Consider the following 24,157-nt stretch of genomic DNA (forward strand, 5'->3'; position numbering starts at 1 on the left):
CTATTTTTGCATCGTGTACGCAAACGGTGTGCACGTAGAAAGAGAGTTTATTCAATAACTATAAATAAATAAGGTATGAAAACGAACTATGAAATTCGCTATGCTGCGCATCCCGAGGATGCAAAAAGTTATGATACTACAAGAATCCGCAGAGATTTCTTAATCGAAAAGATATTTGTCCCCAATGAAGTGAATATGGTATATTCCATGTACGACCGCATGGTAGTAGGTGGAGCTCTTCCGGTAGGAGAGGTGCTGACGCTCGAAGCGATTGACCCACTGAAAGCTCCTTTCTTCCTGACACGCCGCGAGATGGGTATTTACAACGTAGGCGGCCCGGGTATCGTAAAAGCAGGCGATGCTGAATTTGAACTAGATTATAAGGAAGCCCTTTACCTGGGCTCGGGCGACCGTGAAGTGACTTTCGAAAGCAAGGATGCTGCACATCCCGCCAAATTCTACTTCAACTCACTGACTGCACACCGCAACTACCCCGACCGTAAAGTGACGAAAGCCGACGCAGTAGTAGCCGAAATGGGCTCACTGGAAGGTTCCAACCACCGTAACATCAACAAGATGCTGGTGAATCAGGTATTGCCTACCTGCCAACTTCAGATGGGTATGACGGAACTCGCTCCGGGAAGCGTATGGAACACGATGCCTGCCCACGTGCACAGCCGTCGTATGGAAGCCTATTTCTACTTCGAAATCCCCGAAGACTACGCTATCTGCCATTTTATGGGCGAAGTGGGCGAAACGCGTCACGTATGGATGAAGGGCGACCAGGCGGTTCTTTCGCCCGAATGGTCTATCCACTCGGCTGCCGCTACCCACAACTATACCTTTATTTGGGGTATGGGTGGCGAGAACCTCGACTACGGCGATCAGGACTTCTCATTAATAACAGATTTGAAATAAACAACTACAATAAGTTTTCCTAATTTAATAACAAAAAAATTATGAATCAGTATTTGAATTTTTCTTTGAAAGGTAAAGTAGCTCTCGTTACAGGTGCTTCTTATGGTATCGGTTTTGCTATCGCTTCTGCTTTTGCAGAACAAGGCGCTACTGTTTGTTTTAACGACATCAATCAGGAGTTGGTAGACAAAGGTATGGCTGCTTATGCAGAAAAGGGTATCAAGGCTCACGGTTATGTATGTGACGTAACAGACGAACCGGCTGTACAGGCTATGGTTGCTACTATCGCTAAAGAAGTAGGTACAATTGATATTCTTGTAAATAACGCAGGTATCATCCGTCGTGTTCCTATGCACGAAATGGAAGCTGCAGATTTCCGTCGTGTAATCGACATCGACTTGAATGCTCCGTTTATCGTTGCTAAGGCTGTTCTTCCTGCTATGATGGAAAAACGTGCCGGTAAAATCATCAACATCTGCTCTATGATGTCTGAGCTGGGTCGTGAAACTGTATCTGCTTACGCTGCCGCTAAGGGTGGTCTGAAGATGCTGACTCGCAACATCTGCTCTGAATATGGTGAATACAACATCCAGTGTAATGGCATCGGCCCGGGTTACATCGCTACTCCGCAGACTGCTCCTCTTCGTGAGCCACAGGCAGACGGAAGCCGTCACCCGTTCGATTCATTCATCTGTGCAAAGACTCCGGCCGGCCGTTGGTTGGATCCTGAAGAACTGACAGGTCCTGCCGTATTCCTTGCTTCTGAAGCATCTAACGCTGTCAACGGACATGTTCTTTACGTAGACGGTGGTATCCTTGCTTATATCGGAAAACAACCGAAATAATACAAGATAAGATAGAAAACTAATCCGGTAAGGTGATAGAATGGCAAAGAGCATCCTCTTTTCATCTGTCACCTTATTTTTATTTAAATAAGAACCAATCATGAAAAAGATATTTATTCTGTTTGCCGCCGCTTTGATGGGCTTCGCTTCCTGTGCGGACAGCAAACAGGCGATGACGGTCACTGTGACCAATCCTCTGGCGTTGGAACGTGCAGGGGAGATGGTTGAAGTACCGATGAGCGATGTAGTTGCCAGACTGAAACTGGCAGATACAGCACAGATTGTAGTGCTTGACGCCGACGGCCGGCAAGTGCCTTACCAAGTGACATATGACGAAAAAGTTATTTTTCCGGCTGCGGTGACAGCTAACGGCACAGCCGTTTATACTATCCAGCAGGGCACTCCGGAGCCTTTCAACGTAATTGCTTGTGGCAAATACTACCCCGAACGTCTGGACGACGTTGCCTGGGAGAATGACCTTGGCGGTTATCGTGCCTATGGCCCTGCCTTGCAGGCAAGAGGCGAACGCGGCTTCGGCTATGACCTATTTACGAAGTACAACACCACGGAACCGGTTCTTGAAGGTATGTACGCTGAAGAACTGAACAAGGAAAAGCGTGCCAAGATAGCCGAACTGAAAAAGACAGACCCGAAAGCGGCAGGAGAACTGGGACGTTCCATCTCTTACCATATCGACCATGGTTACGGAATGGACTGCTATGCCGTAGGTCCTACATTGGGTTGCGGTACGGCTGCTTTGATGGCAGGTGATACCATTATCTATCCTTACTGCTATCGCACACAGGAAATCCTTGATAACGGCCCGTTGCGTTTCACTGTGAAGCTGGAATTCAATCCATTGGTAGTTCGTGGAGATTCCAATGTGGTGGAAACGCGTGTCATCTCCTTGGATGCAGGTTCATACCTCAACAAAGCAGTAATTTCGTATACCAACCTGAAGGAAGCCATGCCTGTAACTACCGGACTTGTCCTGCGTGAACCGGACGGTATAGTTGCAGCAGATGCCGCAAACGGCTACATCACTTATGTTGATCCTACGACCGACCGGAAAGGTGGAAACGGCAAGATATTTGTCGGCGCCGCATTCCCTGCGCAAGTAAAAGATGCTAAAGTAGTTCTTTTCCCGGAAACGGAGAAGAAAGAACGCGGCGGAGCGGACGGTCATGTACTGGCTGTCAGCGAATATGAGCCGGGTTCTGAATATACTTATTACTGGGGTTCTGCTTGGGACAAAGCTGCCATCAAGACGGCAGATGTATGGAATAAATATATGGCTGAGTATGCTCAAAAATTACGTGCTCCGCTTTCGGTAGCATATTAGTATCTGATATAAGAGCTGAAAATAGTAGAAAAGTGGGGATTCCTGTAATTATATGGGAGTTCCCATTCTTTTTTAGTAGAAATAATCTATCGTGTGGTTGCTAGACAGGAGCGAAGGGGAGAGTATATATTTGTTGTGCGGGTGTGTTGGGAGGTGATTAAGTTCTAGCAGAACTTGGTGCATTGCTGATAGTGAACTTTCCATCCATGTTGGTAGTAGTTCCTATAGACGTGCCTTTTACTAGTACGGATGCCCCTACAACAGGCTGGTTGTCCTCTTCCGAAATGACAACACCTGTGATTGTTTTAGGTGTTTGGGCGATCGCTAGACCAATTCCTGCCAATAAGCAGGCCAATAACAACACAAATCTTCTTTTCATACGCTCCCTAAATATTTAGTTAATATAATAGTTGTCTATTTGCTTGTATACTTTTTGCAAAAATAAGCACATTTTATTAAAAACAAAGCAAAACAATGAAAAAAATATCAATTTGATTGCAAGATAATTTGAAAGATACGTGGTGAATATCATTTTTCAAAGGAAGTGGATAGATTGTTTTTGATAACATATTGCTATTATTAATAAGGTGCATCACTATATTATGAAAATAAATAGTACATAGTGATATTTTTAAAAATGGGTTTAATTATATAAAAACTAGTATTGATATTTTCAAAAGAACCAAAATTTAACAAATTACAAAGAGGACAAATTAGGATGAAAAATAGCTACTTGAGACATTAAAGACATTTCCTTAAATATGAAAATAAGCAATAAAAATATGAAGGGTTTTAAATGGTAGTAAAATAAGGGTATTTCTGTCATTATGCAATATAAACACAATTATGGGTAACATGTACTTTCCCGAAAATATCCGGTATATAGAAAAAAAGGCCAGGATATATACATTGGAGACGTTGGACATATATACACTGCCTGTCAGACATATATGCCCAACACATTGGATATATATATCCAACACTTCAGCAAACTATATCCAACATGTTGGCAAGTAATAGCCAACCTGCCATTTCCCCTTTTAAAGGTTATCAGACCTTAATTTCCTGTCATACACTTGTATGGAAATAAGAAAACGGAGCTTTTATTTTCATTTTTATGCTGATAAAGGACTGGAAGAATTATAAAATAGTTTTTTATTTTCTAGTTGCTACCTATAAATAAATGGGGCAAAACTAACAAATAAAACGAGTATTGAAGATTTTACATTCCCATTTCACACATAAAACAGATATTCTTATTTTTATTGATATAATAATTGACAGTTGACATACATCATGCATTTTCCTATCTCCGAATCCTTGCGTTTTTATCATTTATATCGTACTACTTCCAAAATATTTGCATGCTGAAGAGAAGTGAATATCATTTTGACAGTTTTATGTTTGGGTTATTATATTGACAATTATTCCCGAATTTGTAAAACAAATATTCTTTAATATTAAGTTCTGCTAGAACTTTGAAAATTAGCTATATCGGTATGAAAACGCAAGAAGTCTCCATTAAACCGGGGACGATGAAAGTTGTAATGAAACCCGATGCAGAAGTATTGCAAGAGGTTGTGGTCACCGGTATGCAGAAAATGGATAAGCGATTGTTTACGGGAGCAGCGACTAAGATTTCGGCGGAAAATGCCAAATTGGACGGTCTTGCAGATGTCAGCCGAGCCCTGGAAGGACGTGCAGCCGGTGTATCTGTTCAAAATGTGTCAGGAACATTCGGTACAGCACCGAAGATTCGTGTTCGTGGCGCTACTTCCATTTATGGTAGTTCAAAACCTCTGTGGGTAGTAGACGGTGTCATCATGGAAGATGTGACGGAAGTAGGAGCTGATGATTTATCTTCCGGTAATGCAGAAACATTGATCAGTTCGGCCATTGCAGGTTTGAATGCCGACGACATTGAGAGTTTTCAGATATTGAAAGACGGTTCAGCTACTTCCATTTACGGTGCACGGGCCATGGCAGGTGTTATCGTAGTCACTACCAAAAAAGGAAAAGCCGGAACAAACAAAATCAGTTATACCGGTGAATTTACGATGCGCCTGAAGCCTCAGTACCGGAACTTCAACATTATGGATTCTCAGGAGCAAATGAGTGTATACAGGGACTTGGAAGCAGCCGGTTACCTGAATTTTTCCGATTCGTATCGTGCCTCCAACAGTGGGGTATATGGCAAAATGTATCACCTCATCAACCAGTATAATGCGACAAACGGGACTTACGGATTGGAAAATACACCGGAAGCACGCATTGCCTTCCTCGAACAGGCGGAATACAATAACACGGATTGGTTTGACTTGTTGTTCGACAACAACATATCCCAAAGCCATGCCGTCAGTATGTCCACCGGTACGGAAAAGGCATCCTATTACACCTCACTTAGTGCCATGATAGATCCGGGATGGTCAAAGAAGAGCAAGGTTTCACGCTATACCGCCAATATCAATGCACTCTACAATGTTTCGAAACAAGTATCATTGAATCTGATTGGTAACGCTTCTTATCGTAAACAGGAAGCGCCGGGAACCTTGGGTTCGCAGTCGGACCCCGTAAACGGAGAAGTGAAACGGGATTTCGACATCAATCCCTATTCGTTTGCGCTGAATACTTCACGTACAATGGATTCCAATGAGTATTATGTACGTAATTATGCCCCGTTCAATATCTTTAATGAATTGGAAAATAACTATATGGACCTCCATGTAGTAGATATGAAGTTTCAGGCAGAGTTGAAATGGAAACCTGTCCACAAAGTGGAACTGTCCGCCCTGGGTGCTTACAAATATTCTACTACAACCCAAGACCATTACGTGAAAGATTACTCCAATCAGGCATGGGCATACCGCGCTATGGATGATGCCACGATGCAGAAAGCCAATCCGTGGCTATATACCGACCCTGACAAGGTAAATACACTTCCGGAAAGTGTGATGCCCGTCGGTGGCTTCTATCGCGAAACAAAATATGCGATGAACAGTTTCGACTTCCGCGGTACCGTAAGCTACAACGACGTCTTTAACGAAGACCATATCCTGAACGCCTTTGGAGGTATGGAAGTGAACTCCACCAACCGTAACAAAACTTGGTTCAACGGAGTAGGTATGCAATATGGCATGGGACTATTGCCGGCTTACGACTATCTCTATTTCAAACAAGCGAACGAGGAGAATTCTAATTATTATACGGTGGATGAAACCCGTTCGCGGGAAGTGGCTTTCTTTGGGACAGCAACCTACTCATACAAAGGCAAATATACCATCAACGGCACGCTTCGCTATGAAGGATCCAACAAACTGGGAAAAAGCCGGGCTGCACGCTGGCTTCCTACATGGAACGTATCCGGCGCATGGAATATGCACGAAGAAAAATGGTTTGAGAACCTGCGCCCCACACTCTCCAATGTCACACTGAAAGCCTCCTACTCACTGACGGCAGACAGGGGGCCGGCTAATGTCAGTAACTCGCTGGCAATTATCAACAGCTATAACCCGTGGCGACCCACCGCAAATGTTCAAGAGTCCGGACTGCAAATTAAAGAGCTGGAAAACAACGGACTGACTTATGAAAAAAAGCATGAACTGAACATAGGAGCCGATATAGGTTTCATCGACAACCGTATCAATGTAGCCTTTGACTGGTACCGCCGTAATAACTACGACCTGATAGGCATCGTAAATACAGTAGGTGTAGGAGGGCAGATTTCCAAGTATGCCAACATGGCCAGTATGCGGTCGCATGGAGTGGAATTTACCTTGTCGACACGTAACATCGTGACGAAAGATTTCAAATGGAATACGGATTTTATCTTCTCCAAAGCAAAAAATAAAGTCACCGACCTCAAATCCAATTCTACCATTATGGAAATGATCAGCGGCAGCGGATTCGCTTTGGAAGGTTATCCGGTGCGCAGCCTTTTCTCAATGGATTTCCAAGGACTGAACGAAGAGGGTGTACCAACGTTCATCAATGAATCCGGTGAACTGACCACAAGTAACATTAACTTTCAAGACCGTGACCACAAATCCCATTTAGTATACGAAGGCTCTACCGACCCCACCATCACCGGTAGCTTCGGCAACGTGTTCTCTTACAAAGGGGTCAAGCTGAATGTGTTCATCACATACTCTTTCGGCAATGTGATACGTCTGGATCCGGCTTTCCATAATAAATATTCGGATTTGGACGCTACACCGAAGGAATTCAAGAACCGTTGGATGACTTCCGGAGACGAAAAAACGACCAACATTCCATCCATTGCCGATAAACGGATGAACACGAAAGATACCCGGCTAAGCCGCGCTTACAACGCATACAACTATTCTACCGAACGGATAGCAAAGGGAGACTTCATCCGTATGAAAGAAATCTCATTATCATATGATTTCCCCAAGTCATGGGCAAATCGGGTAGGGCTTTCTACAGCTTCACTGAAACTTCAGGGTACTAACCTATTCCTGATTTACTCGGACGACAAACTCAACGGACAAGATCCGGAGTTCTTCAATACCGGTGGTGTAGCCGTACCTATGGCTAAACAATTTACTTTGACTTTAAGATTAGGAATTTAACAGGAGACAATACATTATGAAAAAGAATAGACTTTATATCCTGCTGGTTGCTTCAATGTCGGTATTCGTGTCTTCATGCAGCGATTTTCTTGACACGGTGCCCGACAGCCGCACGGAAATTGACAAAGGTGACAAGATCACCACCTTATTGGTATCCGCCTATCCGGACAGATCACCGTTTTTCATGGCGGAAATGTCATCTGACAATGTGATGGACAACGGCGCCCGATTTGATGACATGAAACTACAGGAAGAGACATATTTGTGGGAAGATCCCACGGACAGGGAGTCCAGTGATTGCCCTTACGATCTGTGGGAATCATGCTACAAAGCCATTGCTTCGGCCAACCAGGCACTGAAAAGCATTGAAGAATTGGGAGACCCCGACAACTTGTCCGCCCAGAAAGGGGAAGCTTTGGTGTGTCGGGCGTATGCGCATTTCGTACTGGCAAATATTTTCTGCATGCCCTACAATCCGCAGACAGCAGACAAGGAGTTGGGAATACCTTACTGCACAACACCCGAGAGAGAGGTATTCGCCCCATATGAACGAGGCACATTGGCACAGACGTATGAACAAATAGAACAGGATATCACAAAAGGATTACCCTTGATCAGGGATGCCATCTACAGTATTCCCAAATATCATTTCAACAAAAAAGCAGCCAATGCATTCGCCGCGCGATTCTACCTCTTCTCCCAAAAATGGGACAAAGTGATAGAACATGCCGATGTCGTATTGGGAAGTAACCCCGTCACCTCTCTGCGCCACTGGACGGAAGACTTCGGAGAGTTGAGCCAAGTGGAGGACATCGCATCCAAATATATTTCGGAGAAAGTAGCTGCCAACTTGTTGATATCCCCGGTTTATTCGGAATGGGCCTACATAGCCGGACCTTATAGCATATACGAACGCTATGCCCACGGGAGAGAAATATTCAGTGCGGAAACGATCGATACCAACGGTCCCTGGAGCTGGAGAGGCGGTTCAGGTTTGCTATACTTCATTAGCGCCAACCAGCAAAAGAATCCATTCCCGAAGATGATAACGTATTTTGAATATACGGACAAAGCAAACGGTATTGGATTCAATCACGCGGTAAATGTGACGTTCAGCGGTGACGAAACACTTCTTTGTCGCGCGGAAGCCTATGCGGTGGGAAAACATAACTATGCACAGGCATTGGCCGACATCAACCAGTGGATTGTATACAACAGCGATATGAGTCAAGATACGGGAAGCGACCTGACGATATCTGCCTTAAATGAATATTACGACGCCCTTCCGTATGCTCCCGCAAAAATCGATTCACGTGATCAACGGAGTGTAAAGAAGACACTGAACCCTGAAGGATTCACCGTAGCAGCCGGAACGGAAGAGAACCTCGTTCAACTGATTCTGCAGTTGCGCCGGCTGGGTGGAATCCAAGAGGGAATACGCTGGTATGACCTGAAACGTTATGGCATTGAATTTTCTCACAACCATGCCACAAGCTCGTCTACCGTATTGAAAAAAGACGACCCGCGGCGTGCCATCCAATTGCCTCAAGAGGTTATCAACGCGGGAATGCAACCTAATCCTAGAAACAATTAAAAAGAGAATACGTATGAACTATTTTAAATATATAACTTTAATCCTGTTTGCCATTTGCGGGCTAAGTGCTTGCAGTGAAGACGACTTGAACGACCGGAGTATCTTTGAAGGTACTGCCATCCAAAGAGCAGAATTCGACAACTGGTTACTGAACAACTACGTATACCCCTATAACGTAGACTTCAAATACCGGCTGGAAGACCATGAGTCCGACCAAAAATATAACTTGGTACCGGCTGAATTCCGCAAATCAGTAGCCATAGCCAAGTTGGTGAAGTTCCTATGGATCGACGCTTACATCGAAGTGATGAACAACGACCGGGAATTCATCTGCACATACGGTCCGAAGATGATTCACTTAATTGGTTCTCCGGCTTATGAAGAAGGACAAATTGTGCTGGGTACGGCAGAAGGCGGATTGAAAGTCACGCTATACAACGTCAATGCTCTCAATCCGGACAATCCGGACATAGAAGTGCTTAACTTCTGGTACTTCAAGACCATGCACCATGAATTTGCGCATATATTGCACCAGACAATAGAGTTTCCACAGGAGTTTTACGAAATATCCACCGGTAAATATACGGGGGGAAGCTGGGTAAACTACACAGATAAACAAGCCTTGGAGAGAGGATTCATCACGGCTTATGCCAGCAACGAAGTGCACGAAGACTTTGCCGAGACGATAGCCAACTTTGTCACTCACGATAAGGCTTGGTGGAACGAGCAGATTGAGACTGCCGGTGACGGAGCCGCCTACATCGAGCAAAAGCTGGAATTGGCACGCACCTATATGGCAGAAACGTGGAACATTGATTTGGACAGTCTGCGGGACATTGTCCAACGGCGTTCTTCGGAAATTATGAACTTGGATTTGGTAAACCTGAACGATTAAAAGCATGAACTATATGAAACATTTATACAAAATCAGCCTTCTGCTGGCCGTCTTTACCTTTGCGGCATGTTCTTCCGAAGTGGACGACTTGTTTAACAAGACGGCATCCGAACGCATCAGCGAAGCCATCAAAGAAGACTTGAACATATTGCAAAGCGCCAAAAACGGATGGGTGATTGAATATTACCCGTCTCCCACTAAGATGTATGGAGGATATACCATCCTGACTTCTTTCGACGATAAGAAGAACGCGACAGTGTCGTGCGACCTCTTTGCCAGTGACAAGAAAGTGATCAGTCAGTATGACGTAAAGCAGAGCACAGGTCCGACGTTGACTTTCGATACGTACAATGAGATATTCCACCTATTCTCCGAACCTCTCAATAATTTCGGCATCGGTAGTTCGGGTAAAGGAATGGAGGGGGATTATGAATTCCTCATTCTGGAGTGTACTCCGGAGAAAGTGACGCTCAAAGGTAAAAAGACCGGGACAACGATGTTGATGACTCCACTGCCTGAAAACAAAACATGGAAAGAGTATCTGGACGAAGTCAAGGCAGTGACCAAAGAAGCCTCTCCTGCCCTGTATGACGTAAAAGTAGGAGCTGAAAAGAAATATGATGTGGAACAACTGTACCATAAATTTGTGCTAACCCACGAAGATGGCACACAGGAAGATCTTCCGTTTGTCTACACCCCGGATGGAATCAAGTTCTACGAACCGATAGATTTGGGTAATGCACAGATGCAGTCATTGACCTGGGATAAAGAAAGAAAGGCCTACGTGAACGGAGATATAGCCATGGAAGCCTTCATTCCAGAAGGATATAAGGCATATGATGAATACTTGGGAACATATCTGTTTTATTACAACAGTACGAAAAGGGTCACTCTTAGCCGTGTAGAAAACGATCCTTTCAACACACTCTATACCATGTCAGGATTTCCCAACGATATTCTGATGACTTATGATGCTGCTTACGGCAGAATAACTCTTCTGACACAGCCTCTGTATGGTAGCGTTTATCTGTGTGTCTGGGGGCTTGCTGCTGGCGGAAGTCTTACCAATCAGTCCGGAGCCGGAATGGTTGGCATCAATGACGAGAATGGTGTCATTAACTTTAAAGATAACGGAGTATGGGGCAATACAGATTCATTCATCGCCTATGACTTGAAGACACACCAAAGTATTTTCCAAATCCCTTACGTAAAAAAAATGGTTAAACAATAAAAGGTTATGAGAATAAAGAATATATATACATTATGCTTGGCGTTGTGTAGCTTATTAGTAGTAGTTGCATGCTCTGAAGAAGATAATGACCATCTGATTCCTACGCCGAAATTTGAGATAACCCAGTCCACCAACATCGATTTGTCGGCCAAGGGTGGTGAAGCAACCGTAGAATTTATATCGGAAGGTGCAGAAATAAAAGCCAGTGTAGATGCTGACTGGTGCCGAATAAAGGAGATTACGGGCAATAAAGTGATAGTAACGGTAGACGTGAATGCAGGATATCCGAGCCGTACGGCCGCCATCATATTGTCGGATGGCCAAACAAACCGGAAAGTAGCCATTTTGCAACAAGGTGCCGTGTGGATCTATAATCAAAACGAAACAACGCTATTTGTAAGAGACATTGCAGGTGACGTGTTTGTGGAGACATCCGGAACGTTCCCTATTGAGATTGATATTCCTGAAGCTGCCAAGCAATGGATAACAGGAGAAGTGACAGATACCGGATTCAAGCTGTCCGTGCAGGAGAATGCAACAGCCAGCCGCCGCACTGTCTCCTTCAAGGCCAAGATGAACAATCGTGAAGTGGAATATACAGTCATACAATGCTGTGTTGCCGATTACGTGGGTACATGGGAAGGAAAAACACAAGTCATAGGAGAAGACTTCGGAATTTCCGGTTTGTTCTCATTAGCTGGCACAACAATTGAGAAGAGCGAGACGGAGGGTGAATATCTAATTACCGTTCCAATGGATATGCTTGCAGAGGGTCTAACGATGGAATTGACTGCCGTTTATGACAAAGGCGAATTTCTAGTTACCACTCCTCTTCCCCAAGATATAGGCATAGGCGGTGGAGTGAACGGATCCGTCATTGCTGCCAGTCAGGATGGAGGTTTATATTTGGAGGCAACGATTGCTCTTGTTCCCTCCATCAAAAACGGAGTGGTCACTCTGACTTATGACGATGCGGGCTTATTCTTTGTCATCGGATTTTTCAAAGGCAGCAGTTATCAGGGACACCCGATTCTGTTCCCCGTTTTTACGATGCAAAAGTCCTTGAAATAACATGTTTTGAATAGTATAAAGCGAGCGCGCTTAAAAAGCTAAATCATATAATGACCCTTAAGGAAGGTTTAGCTTTACATTAATTATTTCGGAACAGCCGTTTTGTGATAAAACGGCTGTTTCTTTTTAGTACGCCCAACATGGGCGTACGTTTTAGGGTGCAAATTTCTCATGAACTCGGATAGTAGGATTCTGTTTCAGGACATTCTTGCTTTACTTATAAATTAAAATGTGAGATATCCATAACTTTTATCTAATATTGAGCTATTTGCGGAATATCTCCAATAGATAATCTCTCTTGAGTTATATGGTTTAGTTTAACTTTTGTGAGAAGGTGCGTTTGATTGAAAATGTGCCTTCTCTTTTTAATGTCTATCAGTCGTTTTCAATTTCTTTGAATTTGAATATTTCCTCCTCATTCTCAAGTATATATCGTAGACATCTATGAAATTCTTTCTTTATTGTTGGATTTAGAAACTCACTCCAGGCAGGATTCTCTTCATATCTGAGAAATGCAAATAGCGCTAATGAATAAGCCCATTCGTTGTGATTTAAATAGCCGGACGTACTATATGCCCACCTGTCGTATTCTTGAGAAAATTGGAAGGAAGCATTTGATGTAAAAACCCCGAATCCAAAGAATACTGTTGCAAGGTCTGTCATGTATTCGTCGTTTTCTTCCATTTTCTTTTCTCCTAATAGCTTGATGTGGCATAATTCATGGGCCAGAGTGGCAATTAATGCTTCAGGATTTCCCAGGTTTATTTCATTGATGGAAATCTCATATTTTCCATTTTCATTTTTATCAAAGTATAATCCTGATGTATGTTCTTCCTCAGCAGGATTTTCCAGGAAAATAGGAGTCGTTCCTGTATTTAATTCCGTCATTCCTTCCATATAAAAATCCATTTCAATCTCATCAGGGTTTATTTGCATGGCTTCAGAAACTATTCTCAGGGCTTCTATCACATTTGTTTTTGATTTATTCCATTTTATTGGAATATCGTCTTCGGAAGGTAAAAAGACTTTTCTCTTGTCTAATGAAGGCTCAGGGAAGAAGTCGATTAGGCAAAGTATATTATTTTCGAAATACTTTCGAAGTGTATAATCTAATGGTTCATATGTCTTCTTCGACTTAAAGAGTTTACTAAACATCGTTCTTCTTTTAAGGAACTAAAGGATTGGTAATTATCGCTGATAAAATTACTGAATGTTTCTTGAATAACCAATGATTGTTACTTGAAATCTTTGCTTTTTCACTTTTTATCTTTCTGAAAAAGAAAGAAATCGGTAAAAGTTTCTTTTCTGGAAAGAAAGAATTGCTATTATCATTAGGATAATGATAAATTAGTTTCACGGTGTTTTTACTGAATTCCCACTTATACAACCGACTCACCACCTGGAGGCTTTCTGCGAAAGAGTCCTATGCAAATTTATAAAGAAATAAGTTTGGAGGGGACGATAATGATACATGACTTTTTAAAGATACACTATTTTGCTGTTTTTTTGTCCTTTATTGAACGAATGTGCGTCACGATGACGGATGGTAGCTAGAACGGGAATCTTTCGGATTTGAGCCGGAAAGTGGCTTTAAATGAAGAAAAGCCGGGGCGTAGGGCTTCGGCTTTTATATTTTCTCGAATTCTCTTGCGAGAAACGGGGCTTTATTCTTGCAGGTCAGAATACTTTAAACTCATATCCTTCCTCTTTCAGGAATTCGATGGAGCGGGGTAGTGCATATTGCAGGTTTCCGTTATTCCAGGATTTCAGGGAGTCGTGGAAGGTGATGATGGAACCGTTGCGGGCATACCGCTTTACGTTGTTCAGTACCTGTTCCGGACGCATCCGCTTACTGTAATCGCGGGTTACGAGGTCCCACATGATGATGCGGTAATGATAGCGCAACGTATAATACTGCCGGAATCCCATATGTCCGTGTGGCGGACGGAAAAGGTCTGAATGGATAATTTCGTCCACTTTCCGGGCGTTTGCCAGATAATCCGGGTTGGAATATTCGAATCCGCGGATGTGGTTGAAGGTGTGGTTGCCGATGCGGTGTCCGTGTTCCACCACCATCCGGTATTCATCCGGGTGTTTGCGTATATTATCGCCTACCATGAAAAAGGTAGCTTTGATAGAATGCTTTTCCAGTACATCCAGTACCCAGGGAGTAACTTCGGGAATAGGACCGTCGTCAAAAGTCAGGTAGACTGCCCGTTCGTTCGGGTCCATACGGAAGATTGCTTGTGGATACAACGCCCGTAAAAGCCAGGGTGGTTGTTCTATAAACATTGAGCTTGTGATTTTTTTGAGTATCAGGTATCAGGCATTAAGTATTATTCCGTGCGGAAGAACTGGTTAAAAGCTGCGATTCATACTTAATACCTGATACTTTATACTTACTTATTTCCCTTTCATTCTCGTAACATACTCGTTGTATAGTTGGTCGAGCTGTTCGGAGTAGTGTTTTGCGAGTTCTGCTGATTTGTATTTCTCCATCAGGCGGATTTCGGCGTCAAGCAGGCTGGCGTTATATACGAAATTCTCGCTGGCAATGGCAAGTTGGCTATCAGTCAGGCTGAGATACCAAATCATGTATTCGAGCGACTTGTTGGCAAGTTCGTCGATAATCTTGTTGGCCTTCTCGGTTTGTTCCAGTTGATAATAAGATTCCGCCATTTGGAAAGCGCCGTTCGCCCAGTCGTACGGTACGTTGTAGGCCGGAATCATCTTTTCGGCATAGTCAAGGGCTGCAAGAGCCTTGTCTTTCTTGCCTTCTTTGATGAGTTGTCCTACGAGCTGTGTGAAGACACGACGGTGTGTGTAGCACATGCGCATTACGTTCTCGTCGATGTAGATACCCGGTTTGTCGATGCCACCGAACTTGAACTTGTTCATCAGGTTGTCGTACATCTTCTCACTGTCTATCTTGCTGTCGAGCTTGTCCGTATCGAACGGAGTGAAGCGGTAGGCGAGACCTTCTTGTGTGAAGTGGTTGCCCATGCCGAGGTGGTTCTCGCTGCCTACGGTGATTGCCATGTAGATAGGACGTTCCCAGTTAGCGTTGGCAAGCATTTCGAGCATCATCAGTTCGCTCTTGTAGAGGGCACGTTTCGGGTTGCCGTTGGCGTCTCTCAAGGTGATGGTCATGTATTCGGGGATGGAGTCGCCCAATGCTTCCGGTATCTTCATGCCGGAGCGGCGTACGGCTTCCTTGTCTATCTTCATTACGATGCTGTCCGTAGGGATAAGCGGTAATTGTATATCCTTACCGGACTTTTTGAGAAGCTCCTTCAACTGGTCGTTCTTGCCAAGCATCCAGCGGTTGATGATTTCCTTCAGTTCATAAGGATTCTCGCCGAAGATGGAATGAACGAGCGACAGTATGGTCGTGTCTCCCTGTGCAGCCAGTTCATTGGCTTGTTTGAAGTAGCTGTCGATAAGGGCTTTCATTTCCGGGCGGATAGAGATATATTCATTCTGTCCTTCTACGTACTGTACGCGGTCCCAGGTGATAGGAAGCGATGGAGAATCGTATGCCGGACGCTTCATCTGGTCGATGTACCAGTCGGTTTGCAGGTAACTCAGGTTGCAGGTACGGGCGTCCGTGCGGAAGCCTTCCGTTTCCTGATTGTACCACAATGGGAAAGTATCGTTGTCACCGTTGGTGTAGATTATCGGGTTGCCTTCTTCCTGCAAGGTCATCAGGTAGTTCTGGCCGAAGTCGCGGGCTACGAAGCGTCCGCTACGGTCGTGGTCGTCCCAAGTTTGGCTTGCCATTTGTATGGGGACAAGCAGACAAATGATGGAAAGGCTGCACGCCATTGCCGCAGATGGCTTGTATGGAACGTAGGTTTCGTACAGAGAATCAAGTTTATGTTGCAATTCCGCTTCTTCTTCCTCTGTAATAAACTTCGCTCTTTTATCTTCCAGCGTTCTTCTTATCTTCTCCGCTTCTTCTTCCGTTGCTCCTGCGATAAGGCGCTGTTCGGGCTTCATTCTTGAGCACCACTGGATCAGTCCTGCCACTCCCATACCTATCCAAATGGCAAAGGCATAGAACGAGCCGGCATATGCGTAGTCACGTTCACGGGGCTGTGCGGGCGTTTGGTTGAGGTAGAGCACGATGGCGATACCTGTCATAAAGAACAGGAAGAATACTACCCAGAACTGCTGGATACCACGCTGGTTTCGGTAAGCCTGCCAGAATAGCCCTATCAGGCCGAGAATCAGCGGCAGGCAGTAGAATACATTATGCCCCTTGTTATCCTTGAGATCCTGTGGGAGCAATTCCTGATTGCCTACGAGCAGGTTGTCGATGAACGGAATGCCGGTAATCCAGTTGCCATGTTCTATTTCTCCGGTGCTCTGTATGTCGTTCTGCCGTCCGGCAAAGTTCCACATGAAGTAACGCCAGTACATGAAGTTCAACTGGTAGGAGAAGAAGAACTTGATATTCTCCCATTGGGTGGGCATATTTACCATTACCATTTCCCCGCACTGGTCGTAAGGCACGTCATAGCCTTTGATGTCTACCCATTGCTTGTAGAGCGGGGCGTGTGACGAGCTGTACATACGCGGGAAGAGCATATTCTGCGCATATTCGTATTCGATACGTCCGGGGAGTTCGATATAAGAGTCCTTTTCGTCCGGTGAGGTCTTTTCCTTGCGGACATATTTGCTTCCCGTTTCCGATTGGCGGGGAACGCAATATCCGTCTTTTACGTCGAGAGCCACTTTCGAAGAGAAAGCAGGGCCGTAGAATAACGGACGTGTTCCGTACTGTTCGCGGCCAAGGTATTCGCCCAACGTGAAGATGTCTTCCGGTGAGTTCTGATCCATCGGAGTGTTGGCGGTAGAACGGATAACGATTAGTGCGTAAGAGGAATATCCGATGACAATCATCATGGTACACAGCAATGCCGTATTCATGGTGCGGGCGGAAATACGCCATTTCTCTTTGATTTTGGCCTGCATTTGCGGAGCAAGATAAAGCCCCAATGCGGCGATAACCAGAATACCGATAACGATACTGCTTGCTCCGTGTCCGTAGAATGGGATACCGAGCAGGGTAATCGTCAGGATGAAGGAGATAGCCATGCGCATCTTGTTCTTTTCGGTATAACTTTCGTATACACCCCAAATAAGAGAAGCCGCAAGCAGGATTATGTAAACGACTACGCCGGAATTGAACGACATGCCGAGTCCGTTGACGAACAGCAGTTCGAACCAGCCGCCTACTTTCACGATGCCCGGTACGATGCCGTAGAGCACGGCGGCTACGAGTACGCCGGAACCGACGAGTGCCAGTAACGAGCCTTTGGCGGTGGCATTCGGAGTCTTTTTGTAGTAATATACCAGTACGATGGCAGGCAGGCAGAGCAGGTTCAGCAAGTGCACGCCGATACTTAATCCCGTCAGATAAGCGATGAGGATAATCCAACGGTCGCTGTGAGGTTGGTCGGCTACGTCTTCCCATTTCAGAATCAGCCAGAAAACGACTGCGGTAAACAGGGAAGAGAAAGCATATACTTCACCTTCTACGGCCGAGAACCAGAATGTGTCGCTGAACGTATAGACCAGTGCGCCGACCAGTCCGCTGCCCATGATGGTGACAAGCTGTCCTTGGGTGATATTGTTTTCGTCAGTGACAATCAGTTTGCGAACCAGGTGGGTGATGCTCCAAAAGAGGAACAGGATACAGGCGCCGCTCATCAGGGCACTCATATAATTCACCATTTTCGCAACGGTGGTAACGTCGGAAGCAAATTGGGTAAACAGATTCGCCATCAGCATGAAGAAAGGTGCGCCGGGCGGGTGACCGACTTCCAGTTTGTAGCCGGTGGTTATAAACTCAGGGCAATCCCAGAAACTTGCGGTCGGCTCTATCGTGAGACAATAGACTGTCGCCGCAATGATGAATGTAAGCCAACCCATGAGGTTGTTTACGGTTCTGTACTGTTTCATTAGCACTATGGTAGTTTATTCGTTAAAAACAAGTTACGCGGTCGCAAAGATAGTGATTTACCTGTATATAGGAGAAGAAAGTAAGATTTATTAAGTATAAGGAGACTCTTTGGGTGATAATAAATATAAATCCCGCGACAGGTATTAATAGATAAGGTTGTCAGGTGTTAATACTTGAGTTGTCAGGTATTAACACTTGGGACTTCAGGTATTAACACTTGAGAGGCCGGCTATTAATAGCTGATTTTCAAGGTGCTAATAGCTGATTTTTAAGGTATGAATGGTTGAAAGCCCAAGTATTGCATCTTTAGTGATGGTGATGCTCGCCCAGAATGCGGTGCGGCAATGTCCCGTGTCCGAGCAGTTCGATGGGGCAGTTGAAATTCTTCTCCAGCCATTCAGTGGTGACAACCGTATCGGGGTGATAATCCAGTGTTTCATTGACACAAGCGATGGATTTTACTTGTTGGAGCACTGTGCCGATGTCATGGCTGACAAGGATAATGGCGCAATCTTTATTGATTTCTGCCAGCAGTTCATATAGACGGGCTTCGAAACGCTTGTCGATATACGTGCTTGGCTCGTCGAGGATCAGGACTGCGGGGTCGGAGATGATGGCACGCCCCAATAGGGCACGTTGTAATTGTCCGCCGCTGAGTTGTCCGATAGAGCGGTGTTCAAGACCTTCTAGCCCCATGCGGGCGATGATTTCTTTCCCTTTTTCTTTCTGTTCGGGCGTAAATCGGGAGATAAGGGACTTTTGTATGCTCAATCCTGACAGGATAACTTCTTCCACCGAAATCGGGAATTTACGGTCGATGGTGCTGTATTGCGGCAGATAGCCAAGTGAAAGTTGGGTGTTGGAAGCCTTTTCTGCAGGAGTGTGAAAGATGATTTCTCCCCCTGTGAGGGGCAGCAGGCCGAGGATACACTTGATAAGTGTCGTCTTGCCGCCGCCGTTGGGGCCGATAATACCCAGAAAATCCCGTTCGTAGACGTTCAGGTTGACGTCGTGGAGAACAGTGCGGCCGTCATATCCGGCAGAAAGATTCTTTATTTCGATTATGGGTTTCATTGTTGGAAATGGCTGTTTTTTATTCTTTATACTTCTACTTTGCGGCTGCTTGCATCTACTTTGTAGCTGTTTGCGGGGCAAGTGCTTTGGCTACATTCAGCATTTCTTCTTCCCAGTCGTAGCTTAACGGATTGATGGGGACAACCTTTGTTCCGGTTTGCTGCGCGATGGTTTCCGCATTGCGTTTGTCAAATTCCGGTTGAACGAAGATGACGCGCACATCTTCGGTCTGGCAGAGGTCTATCAGTTCTTTCAGCTGGGCGGGAGAAGGCTCTTTGCCACCCTCTTCGATAGAAATCTGATGCAATCCGTAGTCGCGGGCGAAGTAGGAGAGTGCCGGATGGTAAATCATAAAGGCTTTGGCGGCTTCCGGTGCGGAGAGTTGTTGGCGAATCAGGCTGTCGGTATGTTGGATACGTTGGCAGAGGGAGTCGTAACGTGCCATGTAGTATGCGTCGTTGGCTTTATCCAGTTGGCTGAGGGCTTTGTAGGTGTTTCCGGCGATGATTAATGCATTGGTGGTAGAATTCCATACATGGGGCTCTACGGCGTGGGTATGTCCGTCACGAGGGCCATGTCCGTGTCCGTGGTCATGGTCGCCGTTGTTAAGGATAAGGTCGATGCCTTTGGAAGTATCGAATACTTGGATATGGGGCGTATTGTTCATCAGGCGCTCCATCCATGCCTGTTCGAAGCCGATGTATCCGATGCGGAAATAGGCTTTGCTATCTCCGAGGGAAACGAGTTGTTGGGGGACAGGGTCGTATGTCTCCGGGCTGGAACCTTTGGGAACCATGCTGACTACCTTGAACTTGTCTCCTGCGATGGCTTCGGTGAAATAACGCTGGGGTTCGAGTGTGACGGTAATCACCGGCTTTTCTCCATCGCCGTTATTGCTTTTGGACGCACGTCCTGTGCAGGCTGCCAGTAGCAGGCAGGAACCAAGGAGAAGAAGCGTTCTCATATCTTTTAGTTGTTTTTTCATGGCTTTCTTTTATTTCGAGGGTTTCTTTTTATCTTATCTTGTTTTTACTCTTGTTTACAGGCGCGTAATATCTCCCGTTTACCGCCCGGAGGGCCCGGAAGACGTTCTACGATGAATCCGGCTGTCTGCAACATTCGTCGTACAATGCCTTTTGCGCAGTAAGTGGTGAGGATGCCGTCTTTAGCTAATAAAACATAAAGACGGTTGAATAGTTCTTGCGACCACATTTCCGGTTGCTTTTCCGGGGCGAAGGCGTCGAAGTAGACGAGGTCATATGAGTTATCAATAGTCGATAATGGAGAACGGGTTTCGTTATTGGTTATTGCCCATTTTTCATTATTCATTGTCCATTCGTTGACGTCCGTCTCTACTTTCCGTAAAGTGAAGTGTGGAGTAAGGTGTACCTCTTCTTCCCAGGAAGATGTGTGGAGTTGCTTGAAAAGTTCGATAGCCGTTTGCTGTTCGCCGTTTACTGTTACTTGTTCATCGTTCGGAACATAGTTAAGCTGCTCCACTGTCTGCCATTCCAAAGGATATAGTTCCAAGCCTGTATAGTGTACGTTCCGGCCGCTTTTCTCTGCTTCTTTGAGAGTGAGCCAGGCATTCAGTCCTGTTCCGAAACCTATCTCAAGAACGCGCGGAGAGATGGCGGCAGAAGCTTTCAGCCCCATATCAATGAAGATATGCTGAGATTCCGTGTGTGCTCCTTTCGTTGAATGATAATGTTCATTCAATTCCGGTACAAATAGGGTAGCACTCCCGTCCTCGGTTTTCTCAATAATTCTTTCCATTACGCAATCTCTGTTACCTGATAATGCTTGATATCTAATACTTTACACTTAATACCTAATACTTATAATACCTGATGCTTAAAACCTTTATCCTGCCACTGCATCCCAGGCGCTTTCGAGCACATACAGAAGAAGGATATAGCGTACTAATTTTCCGACAAACATGGAAGTTACGGTAATCCATGTATTGCTCCGCATAAATCCCAGTGCAATGGCGATCACTTCTCCGATGGCGGGAAGAAAGGCAAAGAATGCCATCAATGCTCCTTTCCCTTGCAGGAAGCTCACCATTTTATCTACTTTTTCTTTCTTTACTTTGAAATATTTCTCAATCCAGCTTATTTTGCCCAGGCGCCCCATGTAGTAGCATGTCATTCCGCCGACCGTGTTGCCTAAAGTGGCGGACAGCAGGCAGGCGACAGGGGGCAGACCGAGTTTCACCAGTGTCACCAGTACCAGTTCGGAACTGAAGGGCACGATGCTTCCTGCCAGTAAAGCCGAGATGAATAATCCCGGAAGTCCCCACTCTATGAGGAGTTGTACTATTGAATCTATAAAAGCGTCCATATATTAAATGCGAATAAGAGGATGAGACTGACCAATGAAACGATAAAAAACACATTGGAGCTTTTACTGTTGGTCAGTACAAAAAAATGTCCGATAAGGATGCTGCAACTTATCATAAGAAGCGGTAGCAAATCACTGCAATAGTTCGGTTGGATGGCTATCAGCAGGAAGAGGAAGATGGTCAGGTCTATCAGGAATTGCAGATAGGCGCGTGTACGTATCTTGTCCTCGAAGCCGGCGGCAATACAATGAACGGTGCTGACAATGAACAGCACGAGCAAATAGCCGAGCACCGCCAGTTCCCAAGTCTGAAGAATCTGTAAGTTAAAGACGTCGCCGAAAGTTGTCAGTTCGATGAAAGGACGGTAGAACAGTTCCATTTCATTGTAGAAGAAGGCATGTCCGAACAGCATCCAGTAAGGCAGCATCCATCCGAGCAATGCGCCGCAGAAGCTGCGTGGCGTAAGCGCCTGAAACCGGTAGGCTTCAAACAGCCAAAGCACAGAGAGCACAGTGAGCTGTGGAAAAAGGATGCTTCCCGCCCCGATAAAGAGGAAGGAATAGAACAGATAGCCTGCCGCACGCGATTGCTGATAACTCTTAAATAAGAAATAAATCGAAATAAGGAAAGCCAGGGCGGCAATGTCTCCTGCGTACAACAGATGCATCTCCGGACAGGCAGTGACCAGCAGGAAGTAAATAGCCGTCTGCATCGAAGCCCTCATACGGATAATACCGAACTGGTTGTTCAGCTCTATCAGGAAATAACCGATAACGGCATAGACAAGAAAGCTGACGATTCGTTCCGCCCAGCCCGGAAGCAGAAAGTCACGGGCAGATTGCCAGAACGAAGAAAGGTTTTCTTGTGTGGGAGCAGTCATAAGGTCGGGAAATAAAAAGTAGGTCGACACCCAACAGAGGGTGCAGATAAGAATAACGACAGGCAGGGTGAACCGTCCTGCCGTTACTTGATTCTGTAGCTTTTTATTTCTCATTATTTCGTTTCTTACAAATCGAACCCGATGTCGCGACGGAAGTATTTCTTGTCGAAGTCAATCATATCCGCCACTTTGTAGCTCTGTGCCAGTGCTTCTTCTTTCGTCGCACCGTAAGAGCAGACGGCGATGACACGTCCGCCGTTTGTCACCACTTGTCCGTCCTTCAGGGCTGTTCCGGCATGGAAGATGATACTGTCCGTAGCGGCAGCCTGTTCCAGTCCCTTGATGGGGAATCCTTTTTCGTAGGCTTCGGGGTAACCGCCGCTGACGAGGATTACACAACCTGCCGAGCGCGAATCCATTACGAGCGTTTTCTCGTTCAGGTTGCCTGCGGCTGTGCCTTCAAGCAGTTCGACGAGGTCGCTCTGGATGCGGAGCATCACGCTTTCTGTTTCGGGGTCGCCCATGCGGACGTTGTATTCGATAACCATTGGCTCGCCTTTCACCCGGATAAGTCCGAGGAAGATGAAGCCTTTGTAGGTGATGTTTTCTTCTTTCAGTCCGTTGATGGTCGGTTCGATGATGCGGGTACGTACCTTCTCCATATATGTTTCATCGGCAAACGGAACAGGGGTTACGCTACCCATACCGCCTGTGTTGAGGCCTTTGTCGCCTTCGCCGATACGTTTGTAGTCTTTGGCTACGGGAAGGACTTTGTAGTTCTCTCCGTCTGTCAGGACGAATACGGAACATTCGATACCGCTAAGGAATTCCTCGATAACAACCGTTGCGGATGCAGAGCCGAACATTCCGCCCAGCATTTCTTTCAGTTCCTTTTTTGCTTCGTCCAGTGTGGGAAGGATAAGAACGCCTTTGCCGGCACAAAGACCGTCGGCTTTCAGTACGTAGGGAGCTTCCAGTGTTTCGAGGAAAGCGAGCCCTTCTTCAAGGTTTCCGGCAGTGATGCTTTTGTAGCGGGCTGTCGGGATATTGTGACGCATCATGAAGCCTTTTGCAAATTCTTTGCTTCCTTCCAGTTGCGCTCCTTTTGCCGAAGGGCCGATAACGGCAATATGCTTCAGTTCCGGACGGTTCTGGAAATAGTCGTAGATGCCTTCTACCAGCGGGTCTTCGGGGCCTACTACTATCATTTCGATGTTTTTCTCCTTTGCGAAGGCGCTGATAGCTTCAAAATCAGTTGCTTTGATGTTGACATTCTCGCCTACGGCAGTTGTTCCGGCATTACCCGGGGCAATGTATAGTTTTTCAACTTTCGGACTTTGGGCAATTTTCCATGCGAGTGCATGTTCGCGGCCGCCCGAGCCTAGTAATAATATCTTCATCTTTGT

At 45.6% G+C, this 24,157-nt stretch carries 17 protein-coding genes and 2 pseudogenes; 8 read left to right on the forward strand and 11 right to left on the reverse strand.

Annotation, left to right across the window (positions count from 1 at the left end; translation table 11 throughout):
* Positions 1 to 75: 75 nt before the first annotated feature.
* From kduI to AB5443_RS16560, 3 genes are all read left to right on the forward strand, one after another.
* Positions 76 to 918, forward strand: a complete 843-nt coding sequence (kduI, locus tag AB5443_RS16550) for a 5-dehydro-4-deoxy-D-glucuronate isomerase (RefSeq protein WP_368113717.1) — start codon at positions 76 to 78, stop codon at positions 916 to 918.
* 41 nt (positions 919 to 959) lie between these two features.
* Complete coding sequence (locus AB5443_RS16555) at positions 960 to 1,763, forward strand: gluconate 5-dehydrogenase (RefSeq protein ID WP_044655860.1); 804 nt, start codon at positions 960 to 962, stop codon at positions 1,761 to 1,763.
* Between the two features lie 100 nt (positions 1,764 to 1,863).
* On the forward strand, positions 1,864 to 3,105 hold the full coding sequence (locus tag AB5443_RS16560) for a DUF4861 domain-containing protein (protein ID WP_368113718.1): 1,242 nt from the start codon (positions 1,864 to 1,866) through the stop codon (positions 3,103 to 3,105).
* Between the two features lie 157 nt (positions 3,106 to 3,262).
* On the opposite strand, the gene AB5443_RS16565 is transcribed toward AB5443_RS16560, so the two are convergent.
* On the reverse strand, positions 3,263 to 3,484 hold the full coding sequence (locus AB5443_RS16565; RefSeq protein ID WP_044657265.1) for a carboxypeptidase-like regulatory domain-containing protein: 222 nt from the start codon (positions 3,482 to 3,484) through the stop codon (positions 3,263 to 3,265).
* 1,078 nt (positions 3,485 to 4,562) lie between these two features.
* Between AB5443_RS16565 and AB5443_RS16570 the strand changes: the two genes are divergently transcribed.
* Genes AB5443_RS16570 through AB5443_RS16590 form a run of 5 tightly spaced genes read left to right on the forward strand, consistent with a single transcriptional unit; the run spans position 4,563 to position 12,485 of the window.
* Positions 4,563 to 7,694 carry a SusC/RagA family TonB-linked outer membrane protein gene (locus tag AB5443_RS16570; RefSeq protein ID WP_195407783.1) on the forward strand — a complete coding sequence of 1,044 codons (3,132 nt, stop codon included), beginning with the start codon at positions 4,563 to 4,565 and terminating at the stop codon, positions 7,692 to 7,694.
* A gap of 16 nt (positions 7,695 to 7,710) precedes the next feature.
* Positions 7,711 to 9,288, forward strand: a complete 1,578-nt coding sequence (locus AB5443_RS16575; RefSeq protein ID WP_368113719.1) for a RagB/SusD family nutrient uptake outer membrane protein — start codon at positions 7,711 to 7,713, stop codon at positions 9,286 to 9,288.
* Positions 9,289 to 9,301: 13 nt separating this feature from the next.
* Positions 9,302 to 10,183: a putative zinc-binding metallopeptidase gene (locus AB5443_RS16580; protein ID WP_044654061.1), complete on the forward strand. Its 882-nt coding sequence runs from the start codon at positions 9,302 to 9,304 to the stop codon at positions 10,181 to 10,183.
* Between the two features lie 13 nt (positions 10,184 to 10,196).
* Positions 10,197 to 11,414: a DUF4302 domain-containing protein gene (locus AB5443_RS16585; protein ID WP_333699908.1), complete on the forward strand. Its 1,218-nt coding sequence runs from the start codon at positions 10,197 to 10,199 to the stop codon at positions 11,412 to 11,414.
* A 6-nt stretch (positions 11,415 to 11,420) separates the two neighbouring features.
* Positions 11,421 to 12,485: a BACON domain-containing protein gene (locus tag AB5443_RS16590; protein ID WP_368113720.1), complete on the forward strand. Its 1,065-nt coding sequence runs from the start codon at positions 11,421 to 11,423 to the stop codon at positions 12,483 to 12,485.
* A 375-nt stretch (positions 12,486 to 12,860) separates the two neighbouring features.
* On the opposite strand, the gene AB5443_RS16595 is transcribed toward AB5443_RS16590, so the two are convergent.
* The 10 genes and pseudogenes from AB5443_RS16595 to purD form a co-directional block, all read right to left on the reverse strand.
* On the reverse strand, positions 12,861 to 13,640 hold the full coding sequence (locus AB5443_RS16595; RefSeq protein WP_195407762.1) for a hypothetical protein: 780 nt from the start codon (positions 13,638 to 13,640) through the stop codon (positions 12,861 to 12,863).
* Between the two features lie 522 nt (positions 13,641 to 14,162).
* Entirely contained in the window at positions 14,163 to 14,777 is a 615-nt protein-coding gene (locus AB5443_RS16600) for a polysaccharide deacetylase family protein (RefSeq protein ID WP_022138878.1), read from the reverse strand.
* Positions 14,778 to 14,888: 111 nt separating this feature from the next.
* Positions 14,889 to 16,322: pseudogene (locus AB5443_RS16605) on the reverse strand (hypothetical protein); the annotation flags it as partial.
* Between the two features lie 174 nt (positions 16,323 to 16,496).
* Positions 16,497 to 18,452: pseudogene (locus AB5443_RS16610) on the reverse strand (DUF2723 domain-containing protein); the annotation flags it as partial.
* 307 nt (positions 18,453 to 18,759) lie between these two features.
* On the reverse strand, positions 18,760 to 19,527 hold the full coding sequence (locus tag AB5443_RS16615; protein ID WP_073346987.1) for a metal ABC transporter ATP-binding protein: 768 nt from the start codon (positions 19,525 to 19,527) through the stop codon (positions 18,760 to 18,762).
* Between the two features lie 55 nt (positions 19,528 to 19,582).
* On the reverse strand, positions 19,583 to 20,512 hold the full coding sequence (locus tag AB5443_RS16620; RefSeq protein ID WP_368113722.1) for a zinc ABC transporter substrate-binding protein: 930 nt from the start codon (positions 20,510 to 20,512) through the stop codon (positions 19,583 to 19,585).
* Positions 20,513 to 20,556: 44 nt separating this feature from the next.
* A complete protein-coding gene (mnmD, locus tag AB5443_RS16625) occupies positions 20,557 to 21,303 on the reverse strand; it encodes a tRNA (5-methylaminomethyl-2-thiouridine)(34)-methyltransferase MnmD (RefSeq protein WP_333699039.1) in 747 nt (248 codons plus the stop codon).
* 87 nt (positions 21,304 to 21,390) lie between these two features.
* Positions 21,391 to 21,870: a YqaA family protein gene (locus AB5443_RS16630; protein ID WP_368113724.1), complete on the reverse strand. Its 480-nt coding sequence runs from the start codon at positions 21,868 to 21,870 to the stop codon at positions 21,391 to 21,393.
* Positions 21,855 to 22,865 (reverse strand): hypothetical protein, encoded by a 1,011-nt coding sequence (locus tag AB5443_RS16635; protein ID WP_368113725.1) that lies wholly within the window; start codon positions 22,863 to 22,865, stop codon positions 21,855 to 21,857. The genes AB5443_RS16630 and AB5443_RS16635 overlap by 16 nt, the downstream gene beginning before the upstream one ends.
* Before the next feature lie 11 nt (positions 22,866 to 22,876).
* A complete protein-coding gene (gene purD / locus AB5443_RS16640; protein ID WP_368113726.1) occupies positions 22,877 to 24,151 on the reverse strand; it encodes a phosphoribosylamine--glycine ligase in 1,275 nt (424 codons plus the stop codon).
* Positions 24,152 to 24,157 lie beyond the last annotated feature (6 nt).

The sequence above is a fragment of the Bacteroides sp. RTP21281st1_H5_RTP21281_210402 genome (assembly GCF_040918965.1).
GTDB lineage: Bacteria > Bacteroidota > Bacteroidia > Bacteroidales > Bacteroidaceae > Bacteroides > Bacteroides congonensis.